This window comes from Iodidimonas sp. SYSU 1G8, assembly GCF_039655775.1.
Classification (GTDB): Bacteria; Pseudomonadota; Alphaproteobacteria; order SMXS01; family SMXS01; genus RI-34.
This window is the reverse complement of record NZ_JBBYXJ010000001.1, coordinates 1,100,295-1,119,179: the sequence shown is the minus strand read 5'-3', so window position 1 is coordinate 1,119,179 and position 18,885 is coordinate 1,100,295. Positions and strand designations below refer to the sequence as shown.

At 65.0% G+C, this 18,885-nt stretch carries 19 protein-coding genes and 1 riboswitch; of the genes, 13 read left to right on the top strand and 6 right to left on the bottom strand.

Annotated elements, in window-relative coordinates:
* The first annotated feature begins 5 nt into the window (after positions 1-5).
* On the top strand, positions 6-209 hold the full coding sequence (locus tag WJU17_RS05365) for a ferredoxin (RefSeq protein ID WP_346326304.1): 204 nt from the start codon (positions 6-8) through the stop codon (positions 207-209).
* Positions 196-537: a cupin domain-containing protein gene (locus WJU17_RS05360; protein ID WP_346326303.1), complete on the top strand. Its 342-nt coding sequence runs from the start codon at positions 196-198 to the stop codon at positions 535-537. The genes WJU17_RS05365 and WJU17_RS05360 overlap by 14 nt, the downstream gene beginning before the upstream one ends.
* Here the strand turns inward: WJU17_RS05360 and WJU17_RS05355 are convergent.
* Both WJU17_RS05355 and WJU17_RS05350 read right to left on the bottom strand, forming a co-directional pair.
* Positions 534-2,402: a ferrous iron transporter B gene (locus tag WJU17_RS05355; protein ID WP_346326302.1), complete on the bottom strand. Its 1,869-nt coding sequence runs from the start codon at positions 2,400-2,402 to the stop codon at positions 534-536. The genes WJU17_RS05360 and WJU17_RS05355 overlap by 4 nt on opposite strands.
* Positions 2,399-2,686 (bottom strand): FeoA family protein, encoded by a 288-nt coding sequence (locus tag WJU17_RS05350; RefSeq protein ID WP_346326301.1) that lies wholly within the window; start codon positions 2,684-2,686, stop codon positions 2,399-2,401. Before WJU17_RS05350 ends, WJU17_RS05355 begins: the two co-directional genes overlap by 4 nt.
* Before the next feature lie 218 nt (positions 2,687-2,904).
* Here WJU17_RS05350 and WJU17_RS05345 point away from each other — a divergent pair, with 218 nt between their 5' ends.
* Complete coding sequence (locus WJU17_RS05345) at positions 2,905-3,300, top strand: hypothetical protein (protein WP_346326300.1); 396 nt, start codon at positions 2,905-2,907, stop codon at positions 3,298-3,300.
* Positions 3,301-3,306: 6 nt separating this feature from the next.
* Here WJU17_RS05345 and WJU17_RS05340 read toward each other — a convergent pair whose 3' ends face one another.
* The gene (locus WJU17_RS05340; RefSeq protein ID WP_346326299.1) at positions 3,307-4,173 is read right to left on the bottom strand and encodes a pirin family protein; all 867 of its coding nucleotides are present in this window, start codon (positions 4,171-4,173) and stop codon (positions 3,307-3,309) included.
* 120 nt (positions 4,174-4,293) lie between these two features.
* Between WJU17_RS05340 and WJU17_RS05335 the strand changes: the two genes are divergently transcribed.
* The 3 genes from WJU17_RS05335 to WJU17_RS05325 all read left to right on the top strand — a co-directional run bounded on the left by WJU17_RS05335 (position 4,294) and on the right by WJU17_RS05325 (position 7,581).
* Positions 4,294-4,710, top strand: a complete 417-nt coding sequence (locus tag WJU17_RS05335; protein ID WP_346326298.1) for a DUF2946 family protein — start codon at positions 4,294-4,296, stop codon at positions 4,708-4,710.
* A gap of 68 nt (positions 4,711-4,778) precedes the next feature.
* A complete protein-coding gene (locus tag WJU17_RS05330) occupies positions 4,779-6,836 on the top strand; it encodes a TonB-dependent receptor (protein WP_346326297.1) in 2,058 nt (685 codons plus the stop codon).
* A gap of 307 nt (positions 6,837-7,143) precedes the next feature.
* Positions 7,144-7,581, top strand: a complete 438-nt coding sequence (locus tag WJU17_RS05325) for a hypothetical protein (RefSeq protein ID WP_346326296.1) — start codon at positions 7,144-7,146, stop codon at positions 7,579-7,581.
* A 4-nt stretch (positions 7,582-7,585) separates the two neighbouring features.
* Here WJU17_RS05325 and WJU17_RS05320 read toward each other — a convergent pair whose 3' ends face one another.
* Positions 7,586-8,620, bottom strand: a complete 1,035-nt coding sequence (locus WJU17_RS05320) for a hypothetical protein (protein ID WP_346326295.1) — start codon at positions 8,618-8,620, stop codon at positions 7,586-7,588.
* Between the two features lie 129 nt (positions 8,621-8,749).
* On the opposite strand from WJU17_RS05320, the gene WJU17_RS05315 reads away from it, so the two are divergent.
* The gene (locus tag WJU17_RS05315; protein WP_346326294.1) at positions 8,750-9,397 is read left to right on the top strand and encodes a hypothetical protein; all 648 of its coding nucleotides are present in this window, start codon (positions 8,750-8,752) and stop codon (positions 9,395-9,397) included.
* Between the two features lie 12 nt (positions 9,398-9,409).
* Positions 9,410-11,389 carry an ATP-dependent helicase gene (locus tag WJU17_RS05310; RefSeq protein WP_346327400.1) on the top strand — a complete coding sequence of 660 codons (1,980 nt, stop codon included), beginning with the start codon at positions 9,410-9,412 and terminating at the stop codon, positions 11,387-11,389.
* A gap of 142 nt (positions 11,390-11,531) precedes the next feature.
* Here the strand turns inward: WJU17_RS05310 and WJU17_RS05305 are convergent, their stop codons facing one another.
* Complete coding sequence (locus WJU17_RS05305) at positions 11,532-12,197, bottom strand: MBL fold metallo-hydrolase (RefSeq protein WP_346326293.1); 666 nt, start codon at positions 12,195-12,197, stop codon at positions 11,532-11,534.
* Between the two features lie 73 nt (positions 12,198-12,270).
* Between WJU17_RS05305 and dtd the strand changes: the two genes are divergently transcribed.
* From dtd to mtnA, 4 genes are all read left to right on the top strand, one after another.
* The gene (gene dtd / locus WJU17_RS05300) at positions 12,271-12,717 is read left to right on the top strand and encodes a D-aminoacyl-tRNA deacylase (protein ID WP_346326292.1); all 447 of its coding nucleotides are present in this window, start codon (positions 12,271-12,273) and stop codon (positions 12,715-12,717) included.
* A 50-nt stretch (positions 12,718-12,767) separates the two neighbouring features.
* On the top strand, positions 12,768-13,121 hold the full coding sequence (locus tag WJU17_RS05295; protein WP_346326291.1) for a VOC family protein: 354 nt from the start codon (positions 12,768-12,770) through the stop codon (positions 13,119-13,121).
* Positions 13,122-13,199: 78 nt separating this feature from the next.
* Positions 13,200-13,859, top strand: a complete 660-nt coding sequence (locus WJU17_RS05290; protein WP_346326290.1) for a class II aldolase/adducin family protein — start codon at positions 13,200-13,202, stop codon at positions 13,857-13,859.
* Entirely contained in the window at positions 13,856-14,944 is a 1,089-nt protein-coding gene (gene mtnA / locus WJU17_RS05285; RefSeq protein WP_346326289.1) for an S-methyl-5-thioribose-1-phosphate isomerase, read from the top strand. The genes WJU17_RS05290 and mtnA overlap by 4 nt, the downstream gene beginning before the upstream one ends.
* Before the next feature lie 44 nt (positions 14,945-14,988).
* Here the strand turns inward: mtnA and WJU17_RS05280 are convergent, their stop codons facing one another.
* Positions 14,989-16,755, bottom strand: coding sequence for a hypothetical protein (locus WJU17_RS05280; RefSeq protein ID WP_346326288.1), 1,767 nt, complete (start codon positions 16,753-16,755; stop codon positions 14,989-14,991).
* A 100-nt stretch (positions 16,756-16,855) separates the two neighbouring features.
* A riboswitch (TPP riboswitch) is annotated at positions 16,856-16,966 on the top strand.
* 43 nt (positions 16,967-17,009) lie between these two features.
* Here WJU17_RS05280 and thiC point away from each other — a divergent pair.
* Positions 17,010-18,863: a phosphomethylpyrimidine synthase ThiC gene (gene thiC, locus WJU17_RS05275; protein ID WP_346326287.1), complete on the top strand. Its 1,854-nt coding sequence runs from the start codon at positions 17,010-17,012 to the stop codon at positions 18,861-18,863.
* Positions 18,864-18,885 lie beyond the last annotated feature (22 nt).

Below are 18,885 nucleotides of genomic sequence, written 5' to 3'. Positions count from 1 at the left end.
CACCGATGAAAGTTCTCGTGGATCTGGAAAAGTGCAAGGCGCACGGCCGTTGCTATACCTTCGCGCCGGGCGTGTTCGAACGGGGTCCGAAGGGCCGCGCGGTCGTGAAGGTCGCTGAAATCGCCGACGACAATGACGATCTGCGCGGCGAGGCCGAGACCGGCTTCATGATGTGCCCCGAAGGCGCCATCCGGCTTGACGACGAATAGGCCGCCTCTCGCCGGCAATCTCTTCGCGGATGTGCCGTCCGCGCTGGCCGAGGAACAGTTTCGCGATCTCGCCGCCGGCCGCGGCGCGCGCGTGACCCGGATCGTGTCCACCGGCCAGACCACCGACTGGCAGGATTCGGTGGAGGACGAGTTCGTCCTGTTGGTGACCGGCTCGGCGGTATTGCGGTTCGCGGCGGACGACCGGCGGCTGGCGCTCGTGCCGGGCGACTGGTGTCATATTCCCGCCGGCGCGCGCCACCGGGTGGAAGAGACCGATGCCGGCCAGCCGACGGTGTGGCTGGCCGTGCATTTCCCGCCGTTCGCCTAGCCGCCGATCACGGCGCGGGCGGTCCAGTAGGTCACGCCCGCGAACACATAGGCGAGCGCCGTCAGGTAGAGGAACATGAAGATCGGCCAGCGCCAGGAGTTGGTCTCCCGCTTGGTCACCGCCAGGGTCGACAGGCACTGAGGCGCGAAGACGTACCAGGCGAGGAAGGACAGCGCCGTCGGCAGGCTCCAGGCCGAGCGCAGGGTCTCGACCAGGCTGGTGACGATCGCGTCTTCCGAACCGCTCAGCGCATAGACCGTCCCCAGCGCCGCCACCGCGACTTCGCGCGCGGCGAGGCCCGGAATGAGGGCGATGGCGATTTCCTTGTTGAAGCCGATGGGCGCGAACAGAACCTGCATGTGCTCGCCGATCCACGACGCCGCGCTGTAGTGGAAGGGCGGATAGGCGGCGTCGGGCGGCGGCGCGGGGAAGGACGAGAGCGCCCACAGCACGATCATGGCGATGAGGATGATGCCGCCGGCGCGGCGCATGAAGATCTTCACGCGCTCCCACAGGCCGATCAGCAGGTCGCGCCAGACCGGCATCTGGTACTTCGGCAACTCCATCAGCAGCGGCTGCGCGGCGCCCTTCATCAGGGTGCGCTTCAGCACGGCGGCGATGATCAGCGCGCTGAGAATGCCGAACAGGTAGAGCGCGAACATCACGACGCCCTGCAGGCCGAACGCGCCGAGCACCGGCTGATTGGGAATGAAGGCGGCGATGATCAGGGTGTAGACGGGCAGGCGGGCCGAGCAGGTCATCAGCGGCGCCACCAGGATGGTGGTCAGCCGGTCGCGCGGGTTGTCGATGGTGCGCGCGGCCATGATGCCGGGAATGGCGCAGGCGAAGCTGGAGAGCAGGGGGATGAACGCGCGGCCGTTCAGGCCGACGCCGGCCATCAGCCGGTCCATCAGGAAGGCCGCGCGCGCCATGTAGCCCGATGCCTCGAGCACCAGGATAAACGCGAACAGGATCAGGATCTGGGGCAGGAAGATCACCACGCTGCCGACACCGGCCAGGATGCCGTCGACCACGAGGCTTTGCAAGGCCGGGTTGTCGATCTGGGCCGTGCCGAACTCCTGCAGCCAGAGCACGCCGGCATCGATCCAGTTCATGGGCGCTTCCGCCCACGAGAAGACCGCCTGGAACATGACGAACAGCAGGGCAAAGAGAATGATCGGGCCGGCGATGCGGTCGAGGAAGACGCGGTCGAGCAGGCGGGTGACCCGGTGTTCGGTCCCTTCGGACAGCAGGACTGCAGAGGCGATCCGCCGGGCTTCGCGCCGCAGCGCGCGGGTGTCGCGGGGCATGTCGGCGGTGGCGGCGCCAGCCTGTTGCCGCATGGCCTCGATCCCGCTCGAGAGCGCATCGACCAGCGGCCTGGTGCCGGCGCGGCGGACGGCGACGGTCTCGACCACCGGAATGCCCAACTCCGCCGACAGCCTGTCGGCGTCGATCCTGATGCCGTCGCGGGCGGCCAGATCCATCATGTTCAGCGCCAGCAGCATGGGGCGCCTCAGCTGCTTCAGCTCCAGCACCAGCGGCAGGTGGAACGCCAGATTTGTGGCGTCGACGACGCAGACGATGGCGTCGGGCGGCACCTCGCCGTCCAGTTGCCCGGTGATCACGTTGCGGGTGACTTCCTCGTCGGCGCTGCGCGGCGTCAGGCTGTAGCTGCCGGGCAGGTCGATGATGTCGATGGCCGTGCCCGAGGGCGTGTCCATGCGGCCGGCGCGCCGCTCGACGGTGACGCCGGGATAGTTGCCGACCTTCTGGCGGCCGCCGGTCAGGGCATTGAACAGGGCGGACTTGCCGCAATTGGGGTTGCCGACAAGGGCGAGGCGGTAGGTGGCGGAAGAACTCATGGAGTGGTGTCGACCTCGATCATGATCGTCTCCGCTTCGCGGCGGCGCAGCGCGACGATGATGCCGTCGACCATGACCGCCATGGGATCGCGGCCCACGGGACCTTCATGCCGCACCTGGATGCGCGCGTCCTCGGCGAAGCCCATGCGGAGCAGGCGCTCTTCCAGCTCCGGCTCGCGGCCCGTCACGGTCAACGCGACGATCCGGCCGCCTTCTCCAGGGCGCAGGCTTCCGAGAGGGCGTATGCTGGCCAGCGCGTCCATCACATCTCCATGCAACTGCAAGTCATTCCTAATTTGGCGCGAAATGTAGCAGATTCCGGGCATTTGTTAAGCGAATGTTCGGAACAGTCGCGGACCCGATCCGTTAAGGCTGCATTCAGGCACCTGCTGGCATGGTGAACACGATCCCGTGCGCGAAGGCAGGCGAACGGGTGCGAGGCCCTTGGTAAATATCGTTACGCTCCTACATCCAAGTGATCGGGGCATTAGGGGAAGATCAGATGAACAACTTACGTATGGGACTTCTCGCGGCGGCCGGTGCCGTTGCGAGCATGATGATCGCCGGTGGCGCCGTCGCCGCCGAGGACAAGCTGTCGCAGTGGCAGCCAACCGGCGAGAAGCGCCAGTGCATCGCCACCTACATGATCCGCGAGACGGATATTCTGGACAACCAGACGATCCTGTTCCGGCTGAACGGCGGCGACTATTACGTCAACCGGTTGCCGCACCGCTGCTCGGGTCTGAAGATTCAGGACGGTTTCGGCTACACGCTGCGCGGACTGAACGAGCTGTGCAACGTGGATACGATCACGCCCGTGGGCGGCGCGGCGGTGAACACGCCTTGTCCGCTGGGCGATTTCGAGAAGGTGGTCAAGCGGGACGCGCCGGCGCAGTAACGCCGGCTATTCCGGCAAAGGCGTGAATTCGGTTTCGCCCGGGACTGGAGGGAAGCGATCTTCCTTCCAGTCCGCCTTTGCCTGCTCGATCCGTTCGGGACGGGTCGAGACCAGATTCCACCAGATGTGACGCGGCCCGATATTGGCGCCGCCCAGCAGCATCAGCCGCGAGTCCGCCGTCGCCTCGATGGTTACCGCGGCGCCGTTCGCGATCACCAGCAACCGGCCATCGCCATATTTCTCGCCGTCGACGATCACCGCGCCCTCCGCGATGTAGATCGCGCGCTCCTCGTGCTCGTCCGTCAGCGGCAACGACGTTCCGGCGGGCATGCGCGCGTCCAGGTAGAAGGTGGGCGAATAGGTCGTGACCGGCGACCGCGCGCCATAGGCGCTGCCCGCGATGAGCCGCAGCGTGACGCCATCCCGCTGGATCAGCGGCAGGCTGGCCGCGCCGTGATGGTGGAAGCTCGGCGCCACTTCCTCGTATTCCGCCGGCAGGGCGACCCAGGCCTGGATGCCGTGCATGGCGAAACCGCGCGCCCGCGCCTCGGGCGCGGTGCGTTCCGAATGGACGATGCCGCGTCCTGCGGTCATCCAGTTCACGTCGCCCGGCATGATGTTCTGCACCGCGCCGACACTGTCGCGGTGCATCATCTCGCCCTCGAACAGATAGGTCACCGTGGCGAGCCCGATATGCGGATGCGGCCGCACGTCGATGCCGGTTCCCGGCGCGAAGACCGCCGGGCCGATATGGTCGAGGAACACGAACGGGCCGACCATGCGGCGCTTGGCGAACGGCAGAATGCGCCGCACCTCGAACCCGCCCAGATCGCGGCCGCGCGGTTCGATCACCAGTTCGATGGCTGAGGACATGGGAGGCTCCCTTGGAGTGTTGGAGTCCCAGCGTAGCCGGGTTCCGTGAACAATATCCAGCATGCACAAAGCCGTTTTCGCGCTCGACAGCACCGAACCAACGGGCGTAGAGAAGCGGCCATGAGGCCCGTCACGTCCATCAAGAGCATGATCCCGCGCGTCTTCGTGGCGCTAAGCCTGCTCGCCCTCGCGGTGCGCTTCGCCATTCCCGCCGGCACCATGATGCAGGCGCCCCTGGAAGCAGGCGGGCTTCCCACGCTGGTGATCTGCACCTCCACGGGCACCGCGATCATCGACGCCGGGAAATACGGCGTGCCGGGCGAGGGATCCCAGAACCATACGGATGGCCTCAAGGCGGGGGATCATTGCGTGTTCGCCGCCATGGCCGCGACCGCGCCGCCTCCCGCGCCGTCCGTGATCGACCGGCCGCTGTCGTTCAGCGCGACCGCGCCATCATGGGCCAGTGTTCTCCAGCGGCCGGGGCGGGGACTTGCCGCGCCGCCGCCGCCCGCGACCGGGCCACCCTCTCTCGTCTGACATCACCCGCCGATGCCGGCCGCTGACGCGGGCCGGCCTGCCTTTGTCCGACGACTGGAGTTCCTTCCGTGAAATTTTTCCCTGCCGCCGCGTCCGCGCGTGCCCTGTTTTGTGTTCTCGCCGCGCCCGCGCTGGCGCATGCCGCCGACCGGGACAATGCGCCCGATCCCCGTTCCGATATGGAAAGCATGGTCGTGATCGGCACGCCCACCGCCGCCGAAGCCGCTGCCGTCATCCAGCGCACGCCCGGCGCGGTCGAGGTCATTCCCGATACCGCGTTCAAGAATACGCCGGTCCAGAACATCAAGGACATTCTCGGCTATGTCCCCGGCGTCATCACGCAGCCTCGCATGGGAGATGACGCCCGCGTCTCGATCCGTGGCTCGGGCCTCTCGCGCGCCTATGGCAGTCGCGGCCTGTCGCTGTACATCGACGGTATCCCCATGAACACGTCGGACGGACTGCTCGATTTCTTCGAAGTGGACCCCAGCGCCTATCGCTATGTCGAGGTCTACAAGGGCGCCAACGCACTGCGCTACGGCTCGAACGCACTGGGCGGCGCCATCAACATGGTGACGCCGACGGGCCGTGACGCCGCGGCCTTCGATGGCCGCGTCGACGGTGGCAGCTTCGGCTATGTGAAAGGGCAGGTCAGCACGGGCGGCACCGCCGGCGCGTTCGACTACTTCGCCACCGTCTCGGCACAGCGGATCGACGGCTATCGCGAGCACAGCAACGGCAACGCGTTCCGTGGCAACCTCAATCTCGGCTATCAGATCACGCCGGACGTGGAGACGCGTTTCCACCTTTACGCCACCTCCACCGAGCAGCGGATTCCCGGCGAGGTCAGCAAGGCCCAGGCGCTTAACTCGCCGCGTTCGGCGAACCCGTTCTGGGTGCTGCAGGACCAGCAGCGTAACGTGGATTCCATCCGGCTCGCGAACAGGACGACCTTCCGCCTCGCCGAGACGGTGATCGACGTCGGCGTCTTCTACAATTACCGCCACGTCAAACACCCGATCTTCCAGTGGCTCGATTTCACGGTGGATGATTATGGCGGGTTCGTCCGCGCGGTCGATGACCGTACGCTGGGCGGTTTCCGCAACCGTCTGATCGTCGGGGCGAACGTGCAGAACGGCAAGATTGACACCGAGCAGTTCGTCAATCTGCCGGGCGCGGTCAAGGGTCCGCTCGCTTCATCCACGGTCGATACGTCCAAGAACATCTCGTTCTATGCCGAGAATTCGTTCTATCTGCGATCCGACGTGGCGCTGGTCGCCGGCATTCAGTACCTGCATGCAAGCCGCGACCGGCTGGACCGGTTCCTGTCCAATGGCGACCAGTCGGGCGCCAAGAGCTATGATCTGTGGAGCCCGAAGATCGGCGTTCTGTGGGATGTGGACGATGACTGGCAGGTGTTCGCCAATGTGTCCCGCAGCGCCGAGGTTCCGACTTACGACGCCAACTCCTTCGCCACGCCGGCGAACGCCGATCTGGACGCCCAGCGCGCGACCACCTACGAAATCGGCACCCGTGGCCGCCGGGGCGGCATCGACTGGGACATCGCGCTCTACCGGTCCGAGATCAGGGACGAACTGCAGTGCCTGACCACTGGCCCGTTCAGCGCCTGCAGCATCATCAATGCCGGCCGGACCGTGCATCAGGGCATCGAAGCCGGGCTTGGCGCGGCCATTCCGCTGTCGGCCTTCGCCTTGGGCGACAGCCTCGCGCTGAATGCCGCCTATACCTACAGCGACTTCTTCTTCAGCGGTGACCCGATCTATGGCGACAATCGCCTGCCGGGCGTGCCCAGGCACTACCTGCGCGCAGAAGTCCTCTACAAGCATCCGAGCGGGTTCCATGCCGGCCCGAACGTGGAATGGGCGCCGGGCCATTATTTCGCCGACAATGCCAACACGCTCACCGTCGATCCCTACGCGCTGCTCAATTTCAGGATCGGTTTCGATGTGGGCGCGCACTGGTCGGCCTACGTGGAAGGCCGCAACCTGACGGACAAGCACTACATTTCCACCGTCGCCGTCGCGGGCGTCGCCGACGCGACCTCGGAAATCTTCAATCCTGGAACCGGCCGGTCCGTGTATGGCGGCCTTCGCTACAAGTGGTAGCATTTCCCTATCCCGGCCCCGGCGACGGGGCCGTCTAAACCGCAGTCTCGGCCAGACTCACCGGCACGCCGTCGATGACCTGGTCGAGGAACTCGGACAGACCGTAGCCGCGCGGTTCGATCACCAGTGCGATGGCTGAGGACATTGAGGTTCCTTCGGATGCTTTGGGTCGAAGGTAGAAGCGGTTCAGCGGCGGTCTCCACCGCATTAAATGTCCTTAGCCGCTATAGGGGGCTGGTTTAAGCTGGCGGCTCGAGGATGTGATCGCGGGGCCGGAACGTTGTTTGGTTTCAAGCGCAGGAAAGAAATGGACGGGCGCTCTCTCGCTGTCGAGCAGACGGGGGCAAGCACAGGTCATTGCGACTGCTGCGGCTCTACTACGCGCCGTGTCTGGGGGGAGGTCCATGCCGCCGATGGGATCGTCGCGGTCTACTATGTGGGCTGGTCGGAAGGCCGGCCCGATCACGGTGCCGCTTTCGACCTGATTATCGGAAAATGGGGCGATGGGGCGACCAGCGAAGACCGGGCGGCTGTCTCGCTCGACTTCCGGGTTAGCGAAGCCAGAGGTGCGTTCATGGTTGTCGATGCCCCGGGCCGCAGGATTGCGGTGAGCGAACTGGCGGGATCGGCGCTGACCCGTTCCGAAGTCATCGGTACGCCGTTGGCGTCACAGGTCTTTGCCCTTATCGACGCGGTCTACATGAAAGACGCGCGTCTGGATGAAGTGCGCGCCTGGAACGCGTGACCACTCACGCGGCAGTTAGGCTCACCGGCACGCCGTCGATGACCTGGTCGAGGAACTCGGACAGGCCGTAGCCGACGCGGCCTTTGCAGGTGAACTCGGTCATGCCCTCGGTGATGCGGGTGTTCAGCAGCGTGCCATCCGGCGCGGTGCGGCGGTTGCGCAGGGGGATGAGCGACAGCACCTTGCCGTCGATGCGGTACTCGCCCCGTTCCGTGCGGCACCAGGCGCGGATGGCGGTCTGGTAGAAATCGCCGTCGAAGTCGGCGTCGATGCCGGCGTCCTCGATCGCCCAGTAGCGGCCGTCCTCGAACACCATGCCGCTGGCGCGCGTCGCGCCGCCGTCGCCGCCGGACACGGTGACGACCATGCCGAAATCCGGGCCGAAGCTCATGGGCATCCATTTGTACCAGCGGATCGCCTGCCAGTGGCGCGGCCCCCACGACTTGTCGCGCACGCCATAGCCGGCGACGCGCCATTCCCGGCCGTTCACCGCGATGGTGCCGCTGGCCGCCATGTGCTGTTCGTAATGGCCGCGCAGAAAGCTCTTCTCCGGGTCGAGATCGAGCGGCGAGCCGTCCTCGTTGACCACTTCGCCGCCCTCCATGGGCGACAGGCCGGTGTAGTCCAAGCTCATGCTGACCGGCACCATGGGATTGGAGGCAAAGGCCTGCTTGGGGTTGGCCATCTGGCGCGGGTCGGCCAGCAGGCACGCCTCGCCTTCGAAGGTAACCTTCAGCCGCCGGAACGGCTCGATCACGTCGATGCGCATGCCGCCCGCATCCATGGCGTCGTTGTTGGCGATGTCGGCGCGCTTGAAGATGAACGCCACCGAGCCGTCGGGCAGATAGAGGCAGCACGACATCTCGGCATAGTGCTCGTTCGGCCGATTGCCGATGCGGAACCACCCGCCGATCTTCTGCTGCGGGTCGAACATGTTGAAATACATGCTCTCGTTGTAGTTCTTCGCCGCTTCGGGAGGATGCGTGTACTCGTCCCGAGGATCGAGACGCAGCTTCAGACCGGGCGCCAGCTTGGCCATGATATCCCTCCGTTTGGCACCAGCATAGCGCGGGTGTTACTGGATAGGAACGGGGTGTGGGGCGGAGTGGTGTTTCAATCATAGATGTCCGCTCAAGGTGGGATTGGGTAACTTGAGATATTGGACCGAATGTCTGCTTCTAGCCGCCAGCTGACTGGCGGCTTTCAAGCGTATATGGTGGAACAACTGCCATTCGCTAAGCTGCAGCGTTACAAGGATCGGACGCAAATGGCGTATGACGATGGCGAGCACGTCAAGGAGGTCTTCGCCTATTTTGGTCTGGCCTATTACGAAGCGGGAGTGCTGGAAGCGGGACTAGCGATTGCGCTCATGCAGATCAGTTTCCTCAGTCACGTTCGCGATCAATATTTGGCTGACGGGGGAAAGTCATTTGACCGGACACAGTACGAAGCTGAATTCGATCGCTTCATGGAGAGCCAACACGCGCAGACACTTGGCAATCTTATCAAGCGCGTTTCGGCAATGCCCGAGCTTAGTGACTATATAAAAGAAAGGCTCCGAGACGCTAAGAGGCGGAGAGACTTTCTGAGCCATCACTACTTTAGGGAAAGGGCAGTCGAATTCAGCAATCGTACCGGCCGCGACAAGATGATAGCGGAACTGCACAATGACGGCGATATCTTTCTAGAGATCGAGCGCGACCTTTATGTCGAACTAGCGCCAATCCGTGAGAAGCTTGGAATGGATGGCGAGAAGTTCCAAAAATATCTCGCGCAGTTTTATGCTGCACACGGTGTCGAATATTTAACGGACTAGCCATTGCAGGCAATGTGTGCACAAGAATTTTTGGGGGTGGAAATGCCTTGGTTTGAAGGGTTAGAGATAGGAAGTCCTGCCTATCAGATTGCAGCATCAACGAGTCTCCGCGTGCGCGTCGTGGCAGGTCCCGGCACGGGTAAATCGTTCGCGATGAAACGTCGGGTGGCACGACTCTTGGAAGAAGAAATCGCGCCAGCGTCGATTCTGCCGGTCACGTTTACTCGGGTCGCCGCAGAAGACCTCCATCGTGAGCTAGTCAACATGGACGTGGCAGGAAGCGACGGATTGACGGGTGTTACGCTCCATAGTCTCGCCATGCGTATGCTGCTGCGAAATCACGTGCTTGGCGCAACCGGCCGAGTACCAAGGCCGCTTAACGAATTTGAACTGGAACCCCTCATTTGCGACTTAATGGGCGCACATGGAGGAAAGACGACGGTAAAGAAGCTCAAGCAAGCGTATGAGGCAGCTTGGGCTCGACTGCAATACGAACAGCCGGGATATGTCCTTGATCCCGCAGACGCGGCGTTTCAACAGGACCTAATAAATTGGCTCCGCTTTCATCGCGCCATGCTAATCGGCGAGGTGATCCCTCAGCTCTACCAGTACCTCCGTAACAACCCGGCAGCGCAGGAACGCCGTGAGTTCCAGCACATATTGGTCGACGAGTATCAGGACCTCAACAGGGCGGAACAATCGGTCATCGAGCTTCTTTCCGATCACGCACACGTCTGCATTGTCGGTGACGATGACCAGTCGATCTATAGCTTCAAGCACGCTCATCCAGACGGAATTCGGGAATGGCTTGTTGCAAACGCAGGCGCGGATGATCTTGGGCTAGATGATTGTCGCCGCTGCCCGACGCGCGTCGTTCAGATGGCCAATAGCCTAATCAGCCACAACCATATCAGACCAGTTCCTCGTGCGCTGGTCCCGCTGCCCGCCAATGGACCGGGCGATGTCCGGATTATCCAATATCAGGCGCTCCCAAATGAGGTGAACGGCGTTGCGAACATCATCGCAGCGATGGTTGCGAACGGCACGCCACCCGGGGACATATTGGTGCTTGCTCAGCGTGGCATCATCGGAACGCCGATATACGAGGCGCTTGTCGCCCGACAGATTGCAGTGCGGTCCTACTATGCGGAAGCGGAACTTGATGCATTGGAAGCTCGCCGCGCGTTCGCGAAGCTTAAACTTCTTATCGACCGTGACGACCGTGTCGCCCTGCGATGGCTGGTCGGCATTGATGGCAATAATTGGCACGCGGCAGGCTACCGCCGTGTGCGTGACCATTGCGAGGCTTCCGGTCTGACGCCGTGGCAAGCACTAGAGCAGATTGCGGCCGGAAATCTGTCTTTGCCTCATACTGGCGGGGTCATCGTCGCCTTCAATGACCTCGTGGCGGAGCTTAATGCGTTGGAGGCGCTCGCGGATTTAGTGTCTCTCGTCGATGAGCTATTTCCAGACGGGCAGATTTCGACACGCGACATCCGGCAACTGTCGCTCGACATTCTTGCCGAACTGACCATTGAAGACGCCCTTGCAGATGAAGACATCAACGGAGAGTTCCTGTCGCGGCTTCAAGAAGCGATCAACCAGCCCGACATTCCTTCGGAAATCCAAGACGTGAGGATCATGAGTCTTCACAAGAGCAAGGGGCTCAGCGCGCCTGTCACAATCATTGCGGGCTGCATCCAAGGCTTGCTCCCAAAGCAGCCCGACACCAAACTCCCCGCTACGCAGCAAGCCCTAGAAATGGAAGAGCAACGGCGGCTGTTCTATGTCGGCATTACGCGGGTAAAAGCAATGCCAAATCCTGGCAAGCCGGGCACGTTGATTCTGACCTACTCACAGGCGATGCCGGTGGCATCCGCCCTTGGCGCTGGCATCGCACCAGCGCAGACGCAATATGGCATCGCGTCTCTTCATGCGAGCCAATTTATCGCAGAGCTAGGTCCGGCAGCGCCACAACCAGTCGCGGGCTAAGATAACATTGACGTCACGCGATCAACTCTACGCAAAGTTCGGAATGCTGCTCACCTGGAACGGACAGAATGGGCGCATGGCCGCCGAACAACCAATGTCCGCATTAGGGCGTGTTTACAGACCCCAAAACCCTACCCCCGCGCTAAACGCCCTGCCCGGAATTCATGCTAATGGCGAAGTCCGACACGAACGGGTTCCACTTGCGCTCGTTGCCGAAGGTCGAGGTGCCGCCGTGGCCGGGGACGAAGGTGATGTCGTCGCCGAAGGGCCACAGCTTGCCGGTGATGGCGTCGATCAGGTGCTGGTAGTTGCCCTGGGGCAGGTCGGTGCGGCCGATGGAGCCCTGGAACAGCACGTCGCCGACGATGGCGATGCGGCCGGTCTCGCTGATGAACACCACATGGCCGGGGGTGTGGCCGGGGCAGTGCACCACCTTCAGTACTTCCTCGCCCACGGTCACGGTGTCGCCGTCGTCCAGCCAGCGGGTCGGCACGAAGGTGCGGGCCTTGGGGAATTTGTAGCGTTCGGCCGACTGGGGCAGCTGGTCGATCAGGAACTGGTCCTTGCGGTGCGGGCCCTCGATCGGGATGTCCAGTTTCTCGGCCAGGTCGGCCGTGGCGCCGGCGTGATCCAGATGGGCATGGGTGATCAGGATCTTCTCGATGGTGACGCCATTTTCCTCGGCCACCGCCAGGATGCGGTCCAGGTCGCCGCCCGGATCGCTGACGGCGCCGCGCATGGTCTTCTCGCACCACAACACGGTGCTGTTCTGCGCGAACGGGGTGACGGGTACGATGGCGGCTTTCATGTCATTGTCCTGACGGCATCCAAGGGGTACGAACACAGATAGCGCCGATGGGGGCGCAAGACCAGAGGAAGCGATGCGGGCACTGCTGCAACGGGTGACGGAAGCCGCCGTGTCGGTGGAGGGCGAGGAGGTCGGCGCCATCGGCGCGGGCCTTGTGATCCTGCTGTGCGCCGAACACGGCGATACCGAGGCGGATGCCCGCTACATCGCCGGCAAGATCGCGCGCATGCGCCTGTTCGCCGACGACGCGGGCAAGACCAATCTGTCGGTGCTGGACGTGAAGGGCGCGGCGCTGGTGGTCAGCCAGTTCACCCTGGCGGCGGACTGGCGCAAGGGCAACCGGCCCGGTTTCTCGCGCGCCGCGGCGCCCGAGGCGGCGAAGGCGCTCTATGAGGGATTCTGCGTGCTGCTGGAAGGCGAGGGCGTGCCGGTCCGAACCGGGCGCTTCGCCGCGTCCATGAAGGTCAGCCTGGTCAATGACGGCCCGTTCACCATCTGGATGGACTCGCGCGAGCGCTAGCGGGCTGTGCTAGGGTCCGCGCCGATGATCCGGCAGCGAAGGGAACCGCGATGAAAGTGTATGGCATTCAGATCCTAGTCGACGACTACGCGGCGGCCCGCGCGTTCTACGTGGACACGCTCGGCCTCGAGCTGGCGTGGGAGATGGCCGAGGTGGGCGCGTTCGGCGTGGTGGTCGAGCCGGTGCAGTTCATCGTCACGACGGCGGGCGAGGAAGCGCTGCTGGGCGGCACGCCCGGCCGGTTCGTCGGCGTCTCCATCGCGGTCGAGGACATGGACGCGGTGTATGGCGACCTGACGGCGCGGGGCGTGCCCTTCAACGGCCCGCCCGAGCCGCAGCCCTGGGGCGGCACGCTGGCCTATTTCCGAGATCCGTCCGGCAATGTCCTGACATTGATGGCGTAGAGGCCGCGCGGAGGTTGCGAAATCCCCGGTAACGTGTAGTACCTCTCCGACCATTTCCCGCCGACGACCGACAACGAGATGACCGCCAGCGACCGCCATTCCATCGGCCAATCCGTCATCGACGCGTGCCTTGCCATGACGGCGCTCGGCGTCAATCACGGCACGTCGGGCAATGGCTCGGCGCGCTGGCTGGACGGCTTCCTGGTGACGCCGACGGGCCTGCGCTACGAGACGCTGACGCCGGCCGACATGGTCTATGTGACGCTGGACGGGCAGGCGCACGGCACCCTAGCGCCGTCGAGCGAATGGCGCATGCATTGCGACATCTACCGCGCGCGGCCGGACATGAACGCGGTGCTGCATGCTCATCCGCCCTACGCGACGGCGCTGGCCTGCCTGCGCGAGGGCATTCCGTGCTTTCACTACATGGTGGCCGCCGCGGGCGGGCCGGACATCCGCTGCGCCGGTTACGCGGTCTATGGCAGCGCCGCGCTGTCCGCCGCCATGCTGGTCGCGCTGGAGGGCCGCAAGGCGTGCCTGCTGGCCAATCACGGCATGATCGTGTGCGAGACCACCATGGCGCGCGCCTTGTCGCTGGCCGTCGAGGTCGAGGCGCTGGCGCGGCAATATTGCATCGCCCGCCAGACCGGCACGCCCGTGCTGCTGAGCGAGGCGGAAATGGACGAAGCGCTGGCCCGCTATGCGGGATACGGCAGACAGGCTGGGGGAACGTCATGAAGGTGGGCGGAGAAGCGCAGCGCCCGATCTGGGTCAATCCGGACGGCTGGAGCGTGGGCATCATCGACCAGACGCGGCTGCCGCACCGGTATGAGGCGGTGACTTTGCGCACGGTCGAGGAAGCCGCGCGGGCCATCGAAAACATGCTGGTGCGCGGCGCGCCGCTGATCGGCGCGACGGCGGCCTATGGCGTGTGCCTCGCCATGCGCATGGACCCCAGCGACGTGGCGCTGGGCCATGCCTGCGACCGGCTGCTGGGCACGCGGCCGACGGCGGTGAACCTGCGCTGGGCGGTCGAGGAGATGCTGGGCGCGCTGTACACCCAGCCGCGCGGCCAGCGGATCGAGGCGGCCTATGCCCGCGCCGCCGAAATCTGCGAGGCCGACGTGGAAATCTGCCGGTCCATCGGCGTCCACGGCCTGAAGCTGATCGAGGAGGCCGCCGCCCGCAAACCGGGCGAGCCGGTCAACGTGCTGACCCATTGCAACGCCGGCTGGCTGGCCTGCGTCGACTGGGGCACGGCGACCGCGCCGATCTACATGGCGCACGAGGCCGGCATTCCCGTGCATGTGTGGGTCGACGAGACGCGGCCGCGCAACCAGGGCGCGGCGCTCACCGCGTGGGAGCTGGGCCAGCACGGCGTGCCGCACACGCTGATCGCCGACAACGCGGGCGGCCATCTGATGCAGCACGGCCTGGTGGATCTGTGCTTGGTCGGCACCGACCGCACGACCGCGACCGGCGACGTGGCCAACAAGATCGGCACCTATCTGAAGGCGCTGGCCGCGCGGGACAATGGCGTGCCGTTCTACGTGGCGCTGCCGTCGACCACCATCGACTGGACGCTGGCGGACGGGTTCGCCATTCCCATCGAGCAGCGCGGCGCCCACGAATTGTCGCAGATCACCGGCCGGACGAAGTGGGGCGAGATCGTCACCGTGTCCATCGCGCCGGGCGACACGCCGATCCGCAACGACGCCTTCGACGTGACGCCGGCCCGGCTGGTCACCGGCCTGATCACCGAGCGGGGCATCGCCGCCGCCAGCCGGGAAGGGCTTGCCGCCCTGTTCCCGGAGAAGGCCTGATCACACCGTGCTCGAGGCCGCGTCGCGGCTGAGCACGCGTTCGCTCAGGGCATCACGCGGAATATTTCCAGCTTGTCATCCGGAACGCGGGATAGCCAGGACGGCGCGGCGCCGGCCACAAGGCTGCCGGCGAAGCTGTCCGCATTCGGCGCCTTCAGGCCATACGGTCCTTTGCCCAGGCAGACGACCACATAATCCGCCTTTTTCCGGCGGATCTCGGCCAGCGCGACGTCGGGCGACGCCGCTTCGAACACACGCTGGGCCGCGAGCAAGCCGTCCACGTCCCGGTGGTAGTGGGCGGCAAAGACCGCGTGCCGGGTGTGAGCGAGAATGATGGCGCCCAGATTGGCCGGCGCCATCACCGCGCCGGGCGGTAATGTGTCGAGGACGGCGAGGGATTGCGGCAGGCCGCAGGCGACGGCCCTGCGTTCTGTCTGGGCGGCTCGCTCGCTCAGCCCACCGGTGGCGGCAAAGATGGACAGAGGCAGCAGCGCGATGACGACGGCGCTCGCAGCCAAATGGGGCAACGCGCGCGCGCGCCGCCTGACGCCGTCATAAAGCGCGGCATAGGCATGGACCGCGCCGATGATCGCGATGGCGTTCGCGGCGGTCGTCGCCCGGATCTGCAGGATCGCGATCGCCAGCGTCACGCCGGTGAACACCAGCAGCGGCAGCCAGACCGGATTGTCGCGGTGCCGCCATGCGCCCAGGGAGAGGCCGACAAGCGCGATGACCGGCAGGAGTAAATGGATGTTGAGTCGGGTCATGTCCTTGCGCGCCAGATGCAGCGCGCTTTGCGCCTCGTCGACACTGGCCAGCCAGGACTCCTTCAACTCCTGCGGCAGCGCGCCATAAGGCCCGCCCGCGCAGGCCGGATAGGCGGCGAGCAGAATGGCGAGCGCGCCAGCCGCCAGCACCGCCGCCACCAGCGCTCTGGCCGCCGCGGTCGTCAGGAACCGGTCGAGCGCCCACAGGATGGCCCAGACCGCCGCCGCCAGCCCGGTCGCGACCACATAGACCAGCGACAGGCTGTCACAGGCGGCGGCGAAATATGAATTGCGCGCGACGGCGAGGACGAGGATGCCCGAGGCAGTCGCGGCCAGGGTCGTCGACATCAGCAGTCCGGCCCTCAGCATGGCCGGCCGGCCCAGGATCCATCCCAGCCCCAGCGCCGCATAGCAGGCCAGGATCTGGGGCAAGGCCTCGGCGCCGATGGCGATGGCAAGACCGCCAGCCGCGCCCATGACGATCGCCCAGCGCCGGCCTTGCCCGGCGTAGAGCCGCGTCGCGGCGTCCAGCATGACCAGGGCGAGTAGGACCTGGATATTGTGATGGTCGATGCGGCCCGGCATGAAGGCGCCGATGGCGGGCACGGCGAAGATGGCCAGCAGCGGCGCCAGCAGCGCGGGTCCCGGCCCGAACAGACGGGCGGAGATCGCCGTCACCAGCAGCAGGAAACCGAGCATGTACAGGGCAGGGACCACCAGCAGGGCGGCGGTCACGGCGGTCTGCCGGTCGCTGAACGGCTCGACGGCCAGGATCACTGCGGCGATCGGCAGGTCCGGCAGCCTCGACCAGTGCATGACCACGCCGGCGGGCGGATCAAGGCGCGGCAGGCCGACATCCCGGAAGCCGCCGCCGTCCAGCCACTGCTCGACCTGCACCAGGCGGACATAATCGTCGGCGTCGGGCAGAACCAGCTGCGAGACCGGCCCGGCTTTCCCCGCCAGCAGGAACGCGCTGAAGGCGAGCCAGAACAGGACCGCGACCGGCCATGGCCACCGACGTGTCGCTTGTGCCGATGCGGTCATCCTCGCCCCCTTGTTGCCCTGATCCCCTTTCTACAATGCGCGGGCGCGGAAAGGTAAGAGCCAACACCCGGTTGACGCATGAGGCCGCCTTAACCCATAGTGGGCGCTCCAGGGGTGCCCATAGGGCTGAGAGGACGCGGGGCGGATCCGCGCAAACCCTTTGAACCTGATCCGGGTCATGCCGGCGAAGGGAAGGAGCGTTCCGGATACTCCATTTCCCGCCACATGACCCACATCGAGCGCGGAGTCCGATCATGAACGACATTAGCGAAGCCCCGAAAATCTCCGTCACGACGGGACCCATACCCGGTTCGCGGAAGATCTACGTGCCTGGCGGCGCCGACGGCAGCCTGCGCGTTCCGATGCGCGAAGTGGCGCTGCACGAGACGGCGAAGGAGCCGCCGGTGAAGCTGTACGACACGTCCGGCCCGTATTCGGACCCGGCGGTCAATATCAACATCTATGAAGGCCTGGAGCGGCTGCGCACGCCGTGGGTGCTCGAGCGCGGCGGCGTCGAGGAATATGAGGGCCGCCATGTGCGTCCCGAGGACAATGGCGGCGCGACGGGCAAGAACCTGGTGTCCGAGTTCCCGAACCTGCGCCGGCCGCTGCGCGCGGTGGGCAATGCCATGGTGACCCAGCTGGAATTCGCCCGCGCCGGCATCATCACCAAGGAGATGGAATACGTCGCCATCCGCGAGAACCTCGGCCGCGAACAGGCGCGCGAGGCCATGCTGCGCGACGGCGAATCCTTCGGCGCTGAAATCCCTGACTACATCACGCCGGAGTTCGTGCGCAGCGAGATCGCGCGCGGCCGGGCGATCATTCCGGCGAACATCAACCATCCGGAAGCCGAGCCGATGATCATCGGGCGCAACTTCCTGGTGAAGATCAACGCCAACATCGGCAACTCGGCGGTGACGTCGTCGGTGGCCGACGAGGTGGACAAGATGGTGTGGTCGATCCGCTGGGGCGGCGACACGGTCATGGACCTATCGACGGGGCGCAACATCCACAATATCCGCGAATGGATCATCCGCAACGCGCCGATCCCGATCGGCACCGTGCCGATCTACCAGGCGCTGGAGAAGGTCAATGGCGTCGCCGAGGACCTGACCTGGGAGGTGTTCCGCGACACGCTGATCGAGCAGGCCGAGCAGGGCGTCGACTATTTCACCATCCACGCCGGCGTCCGGCTTCACTATGTGCCCCTGACCGCCAAGCGCGTCACCGGCATCGTCAGCCGCGGCGGCTCGATCATGGCCAAATGGTGCCTGTCGCACCACAAGGAGAGTTTCCTCTACGAGCATTTCGAGGAAATCTGCGAGATCATGCGCGCCTATGACGTCAGCTTCTCGCTGGGCGACGGCCTGCGCCCCGGCTCCATCGCCGACGCCAACGACGCCGCCCAGTTCGCCGAGCTGGAGACGCTGGGCGAGCTGACTCAGATCGCCTGGAAGCATGGCTGCCAGGTGATGATCGAAGGCCCCGGCCACGTTCCGATGCACAAGATCAAGATCAACATGGACAAGCAGCTGAAGGAATGCGGCGAAGCGCCGTTCTACACCCTCGGGCCGCTGACCACGGACGTGGCACCGGGCTACGACCACATCACCAGCGGCATCGGCGCCGCCATGATCGGCTGGTTCGGCACCGCCATGCTCTGCTACGTGACGCCGAAGGAGCATCTGGGCCTGCCCGACCGCAACGACGTGAAGGTGGGCGTGATCACCTACAAGATCGCCGCCCACGCGGCCGATCTGGCGAAGGGCCATCCGGCCGCGCAGGCGCATGACGACGCGCTCAGCCGCGCCCGCTTCGAGTTCCGCTGGGAGGACCAGTTCAACCTGTCGCTGGATCCGGAGACGGCGCGCCTGTTCCACGACCAGACGCTGCCCAAGGAAGCGCACAAGGTGGCGCATTTCTGCTCCATGTGCGGGCCGAAATTCTGCTCCATGAAGATCACGCAGGAAGTGCGCGATTATGCCGCCAAGGGCATGGACGACATGGCCACCGTGTTCCGCAACTCGGGCGGCGACGTCTATCAGCAGCAGGAAGAGCTGAAGGCCGTGGTCGAGAGCAACAAGGCGCTGCTCGCGGGCGAATAATCCTCTGTAAAGTATGAAAACC

Bases quoted from the DNA above. Each gene is read 5' to 3' on its own strand.
- WJU17_RS05355 (WP_346326302.1), bottom strand. From the start codon at position 2,402: ATGAGTTCTTCCGCCACCTACCGCCTCGCCCTTGTCGGCAACCCCAAT.
- WJU17_RS05335 (WP_346326298.1), top strand. From the start codon at position 4,294: ATGAGGCCCGTCACGTCCATCAAGAGCATGATCCCGCGCGTCTTCGTG.
- WJU17_RS05305 (WP_346326293.1), bottom strand. From the start codon at position 12,197: ATGAAAGCCGCCATCGTACCCGTCACCCCGTTCGCGCAGAACAGCACC.
- WJU17_RS05315 (WP_346326294.1), top strand. From the start codon at position 8,750: ATGTCTGCTTCTAGCCGCCAGCTGACTGGCGGCTTTCAAGCGTATATG.
- thiC (WP_346326287.1), top strand. From the start codon at position 17,010: ATGAACGACATTAGCGAAGCCCCGAAAATCTCCGTCACGACGGGACCC.
- WJU17_RS05290 (WP_346326290.1), top strand. From the start codon at position 13,200: ATGACCGCCAGCGACCGCCATTCCATCGGCCAATCCGTCATCGACGCG.
- mtnA (WP_346326289.1), top strand. From the start codon at position 13,856: ATGAAGGTGGGCGGAGAAGCGCAGCGCCCGATCTGGGTCAATCCGGAC.
- WJU17_RS05365 (WP_346326304.1), top strand. From the start codon at position 6: ATGAAAGTTCTCGTGGATCTGGAAAAGTGCAAGGCGCACGGCCGTTGC.
- WJU17_RS05295 (WP_346326291.1), top strand. From the start codon at position 12,768: ATGAAAGTGTATGGCATTCAGATCCTAGTCGACGACTACGCGGCGGCC.
- WJU17_RS05310 (WP_346327400.1), top strand. From the start codon at position 9,410: ATGTGTGCACAAGAATTTTTGGGGGTGGAAATGCCTTGGTTTGAAGGG.
- WJU17_RS05345 (WP_346326300.1), top strand. From the start codon at position 2,905: ATGAACAACTTACGTATGGGACTTCTCGCGGCGGCCGGTGCCGTTGCG.
- WJU17_RS05325 (WP_346326296.1), top strand. From the start codon at position 7,144: ATGGACGGGCGCTCTCTCGCTGTCGAGCAGACGGGGGCAAGCACAGGT.
- dtd (WP_346326292.1), top strand. From the start codon at position 12,271: ATGCGGGCACTGCTGCAACGGGTGACGGAAGCCGCCGTGTCGGTGGAG.
- WJU17_RS05320 (WP_346326295.1), bottom strand. From the start codon at position 8,620: ATGGCCAAGCTGGCGCCCGGTCTGAAGCTGCGTCTCGATCCTCGGGAC.
- WJU17_RS05280 (WP_346326288.1), bottom strand. From the start codon at position 16,755: ATGACCGCATCGGCACAAGCGACACGTCGGTGGCCATGGCCGGTCGCG.
- WJU17_RS05340 (WP_346326299.1), bottom strand. From the start codon at position 4,173: ATGTCCTCAGCCATCGAACTGGTGATCGAACCGCGCGGCCGCGATCTG.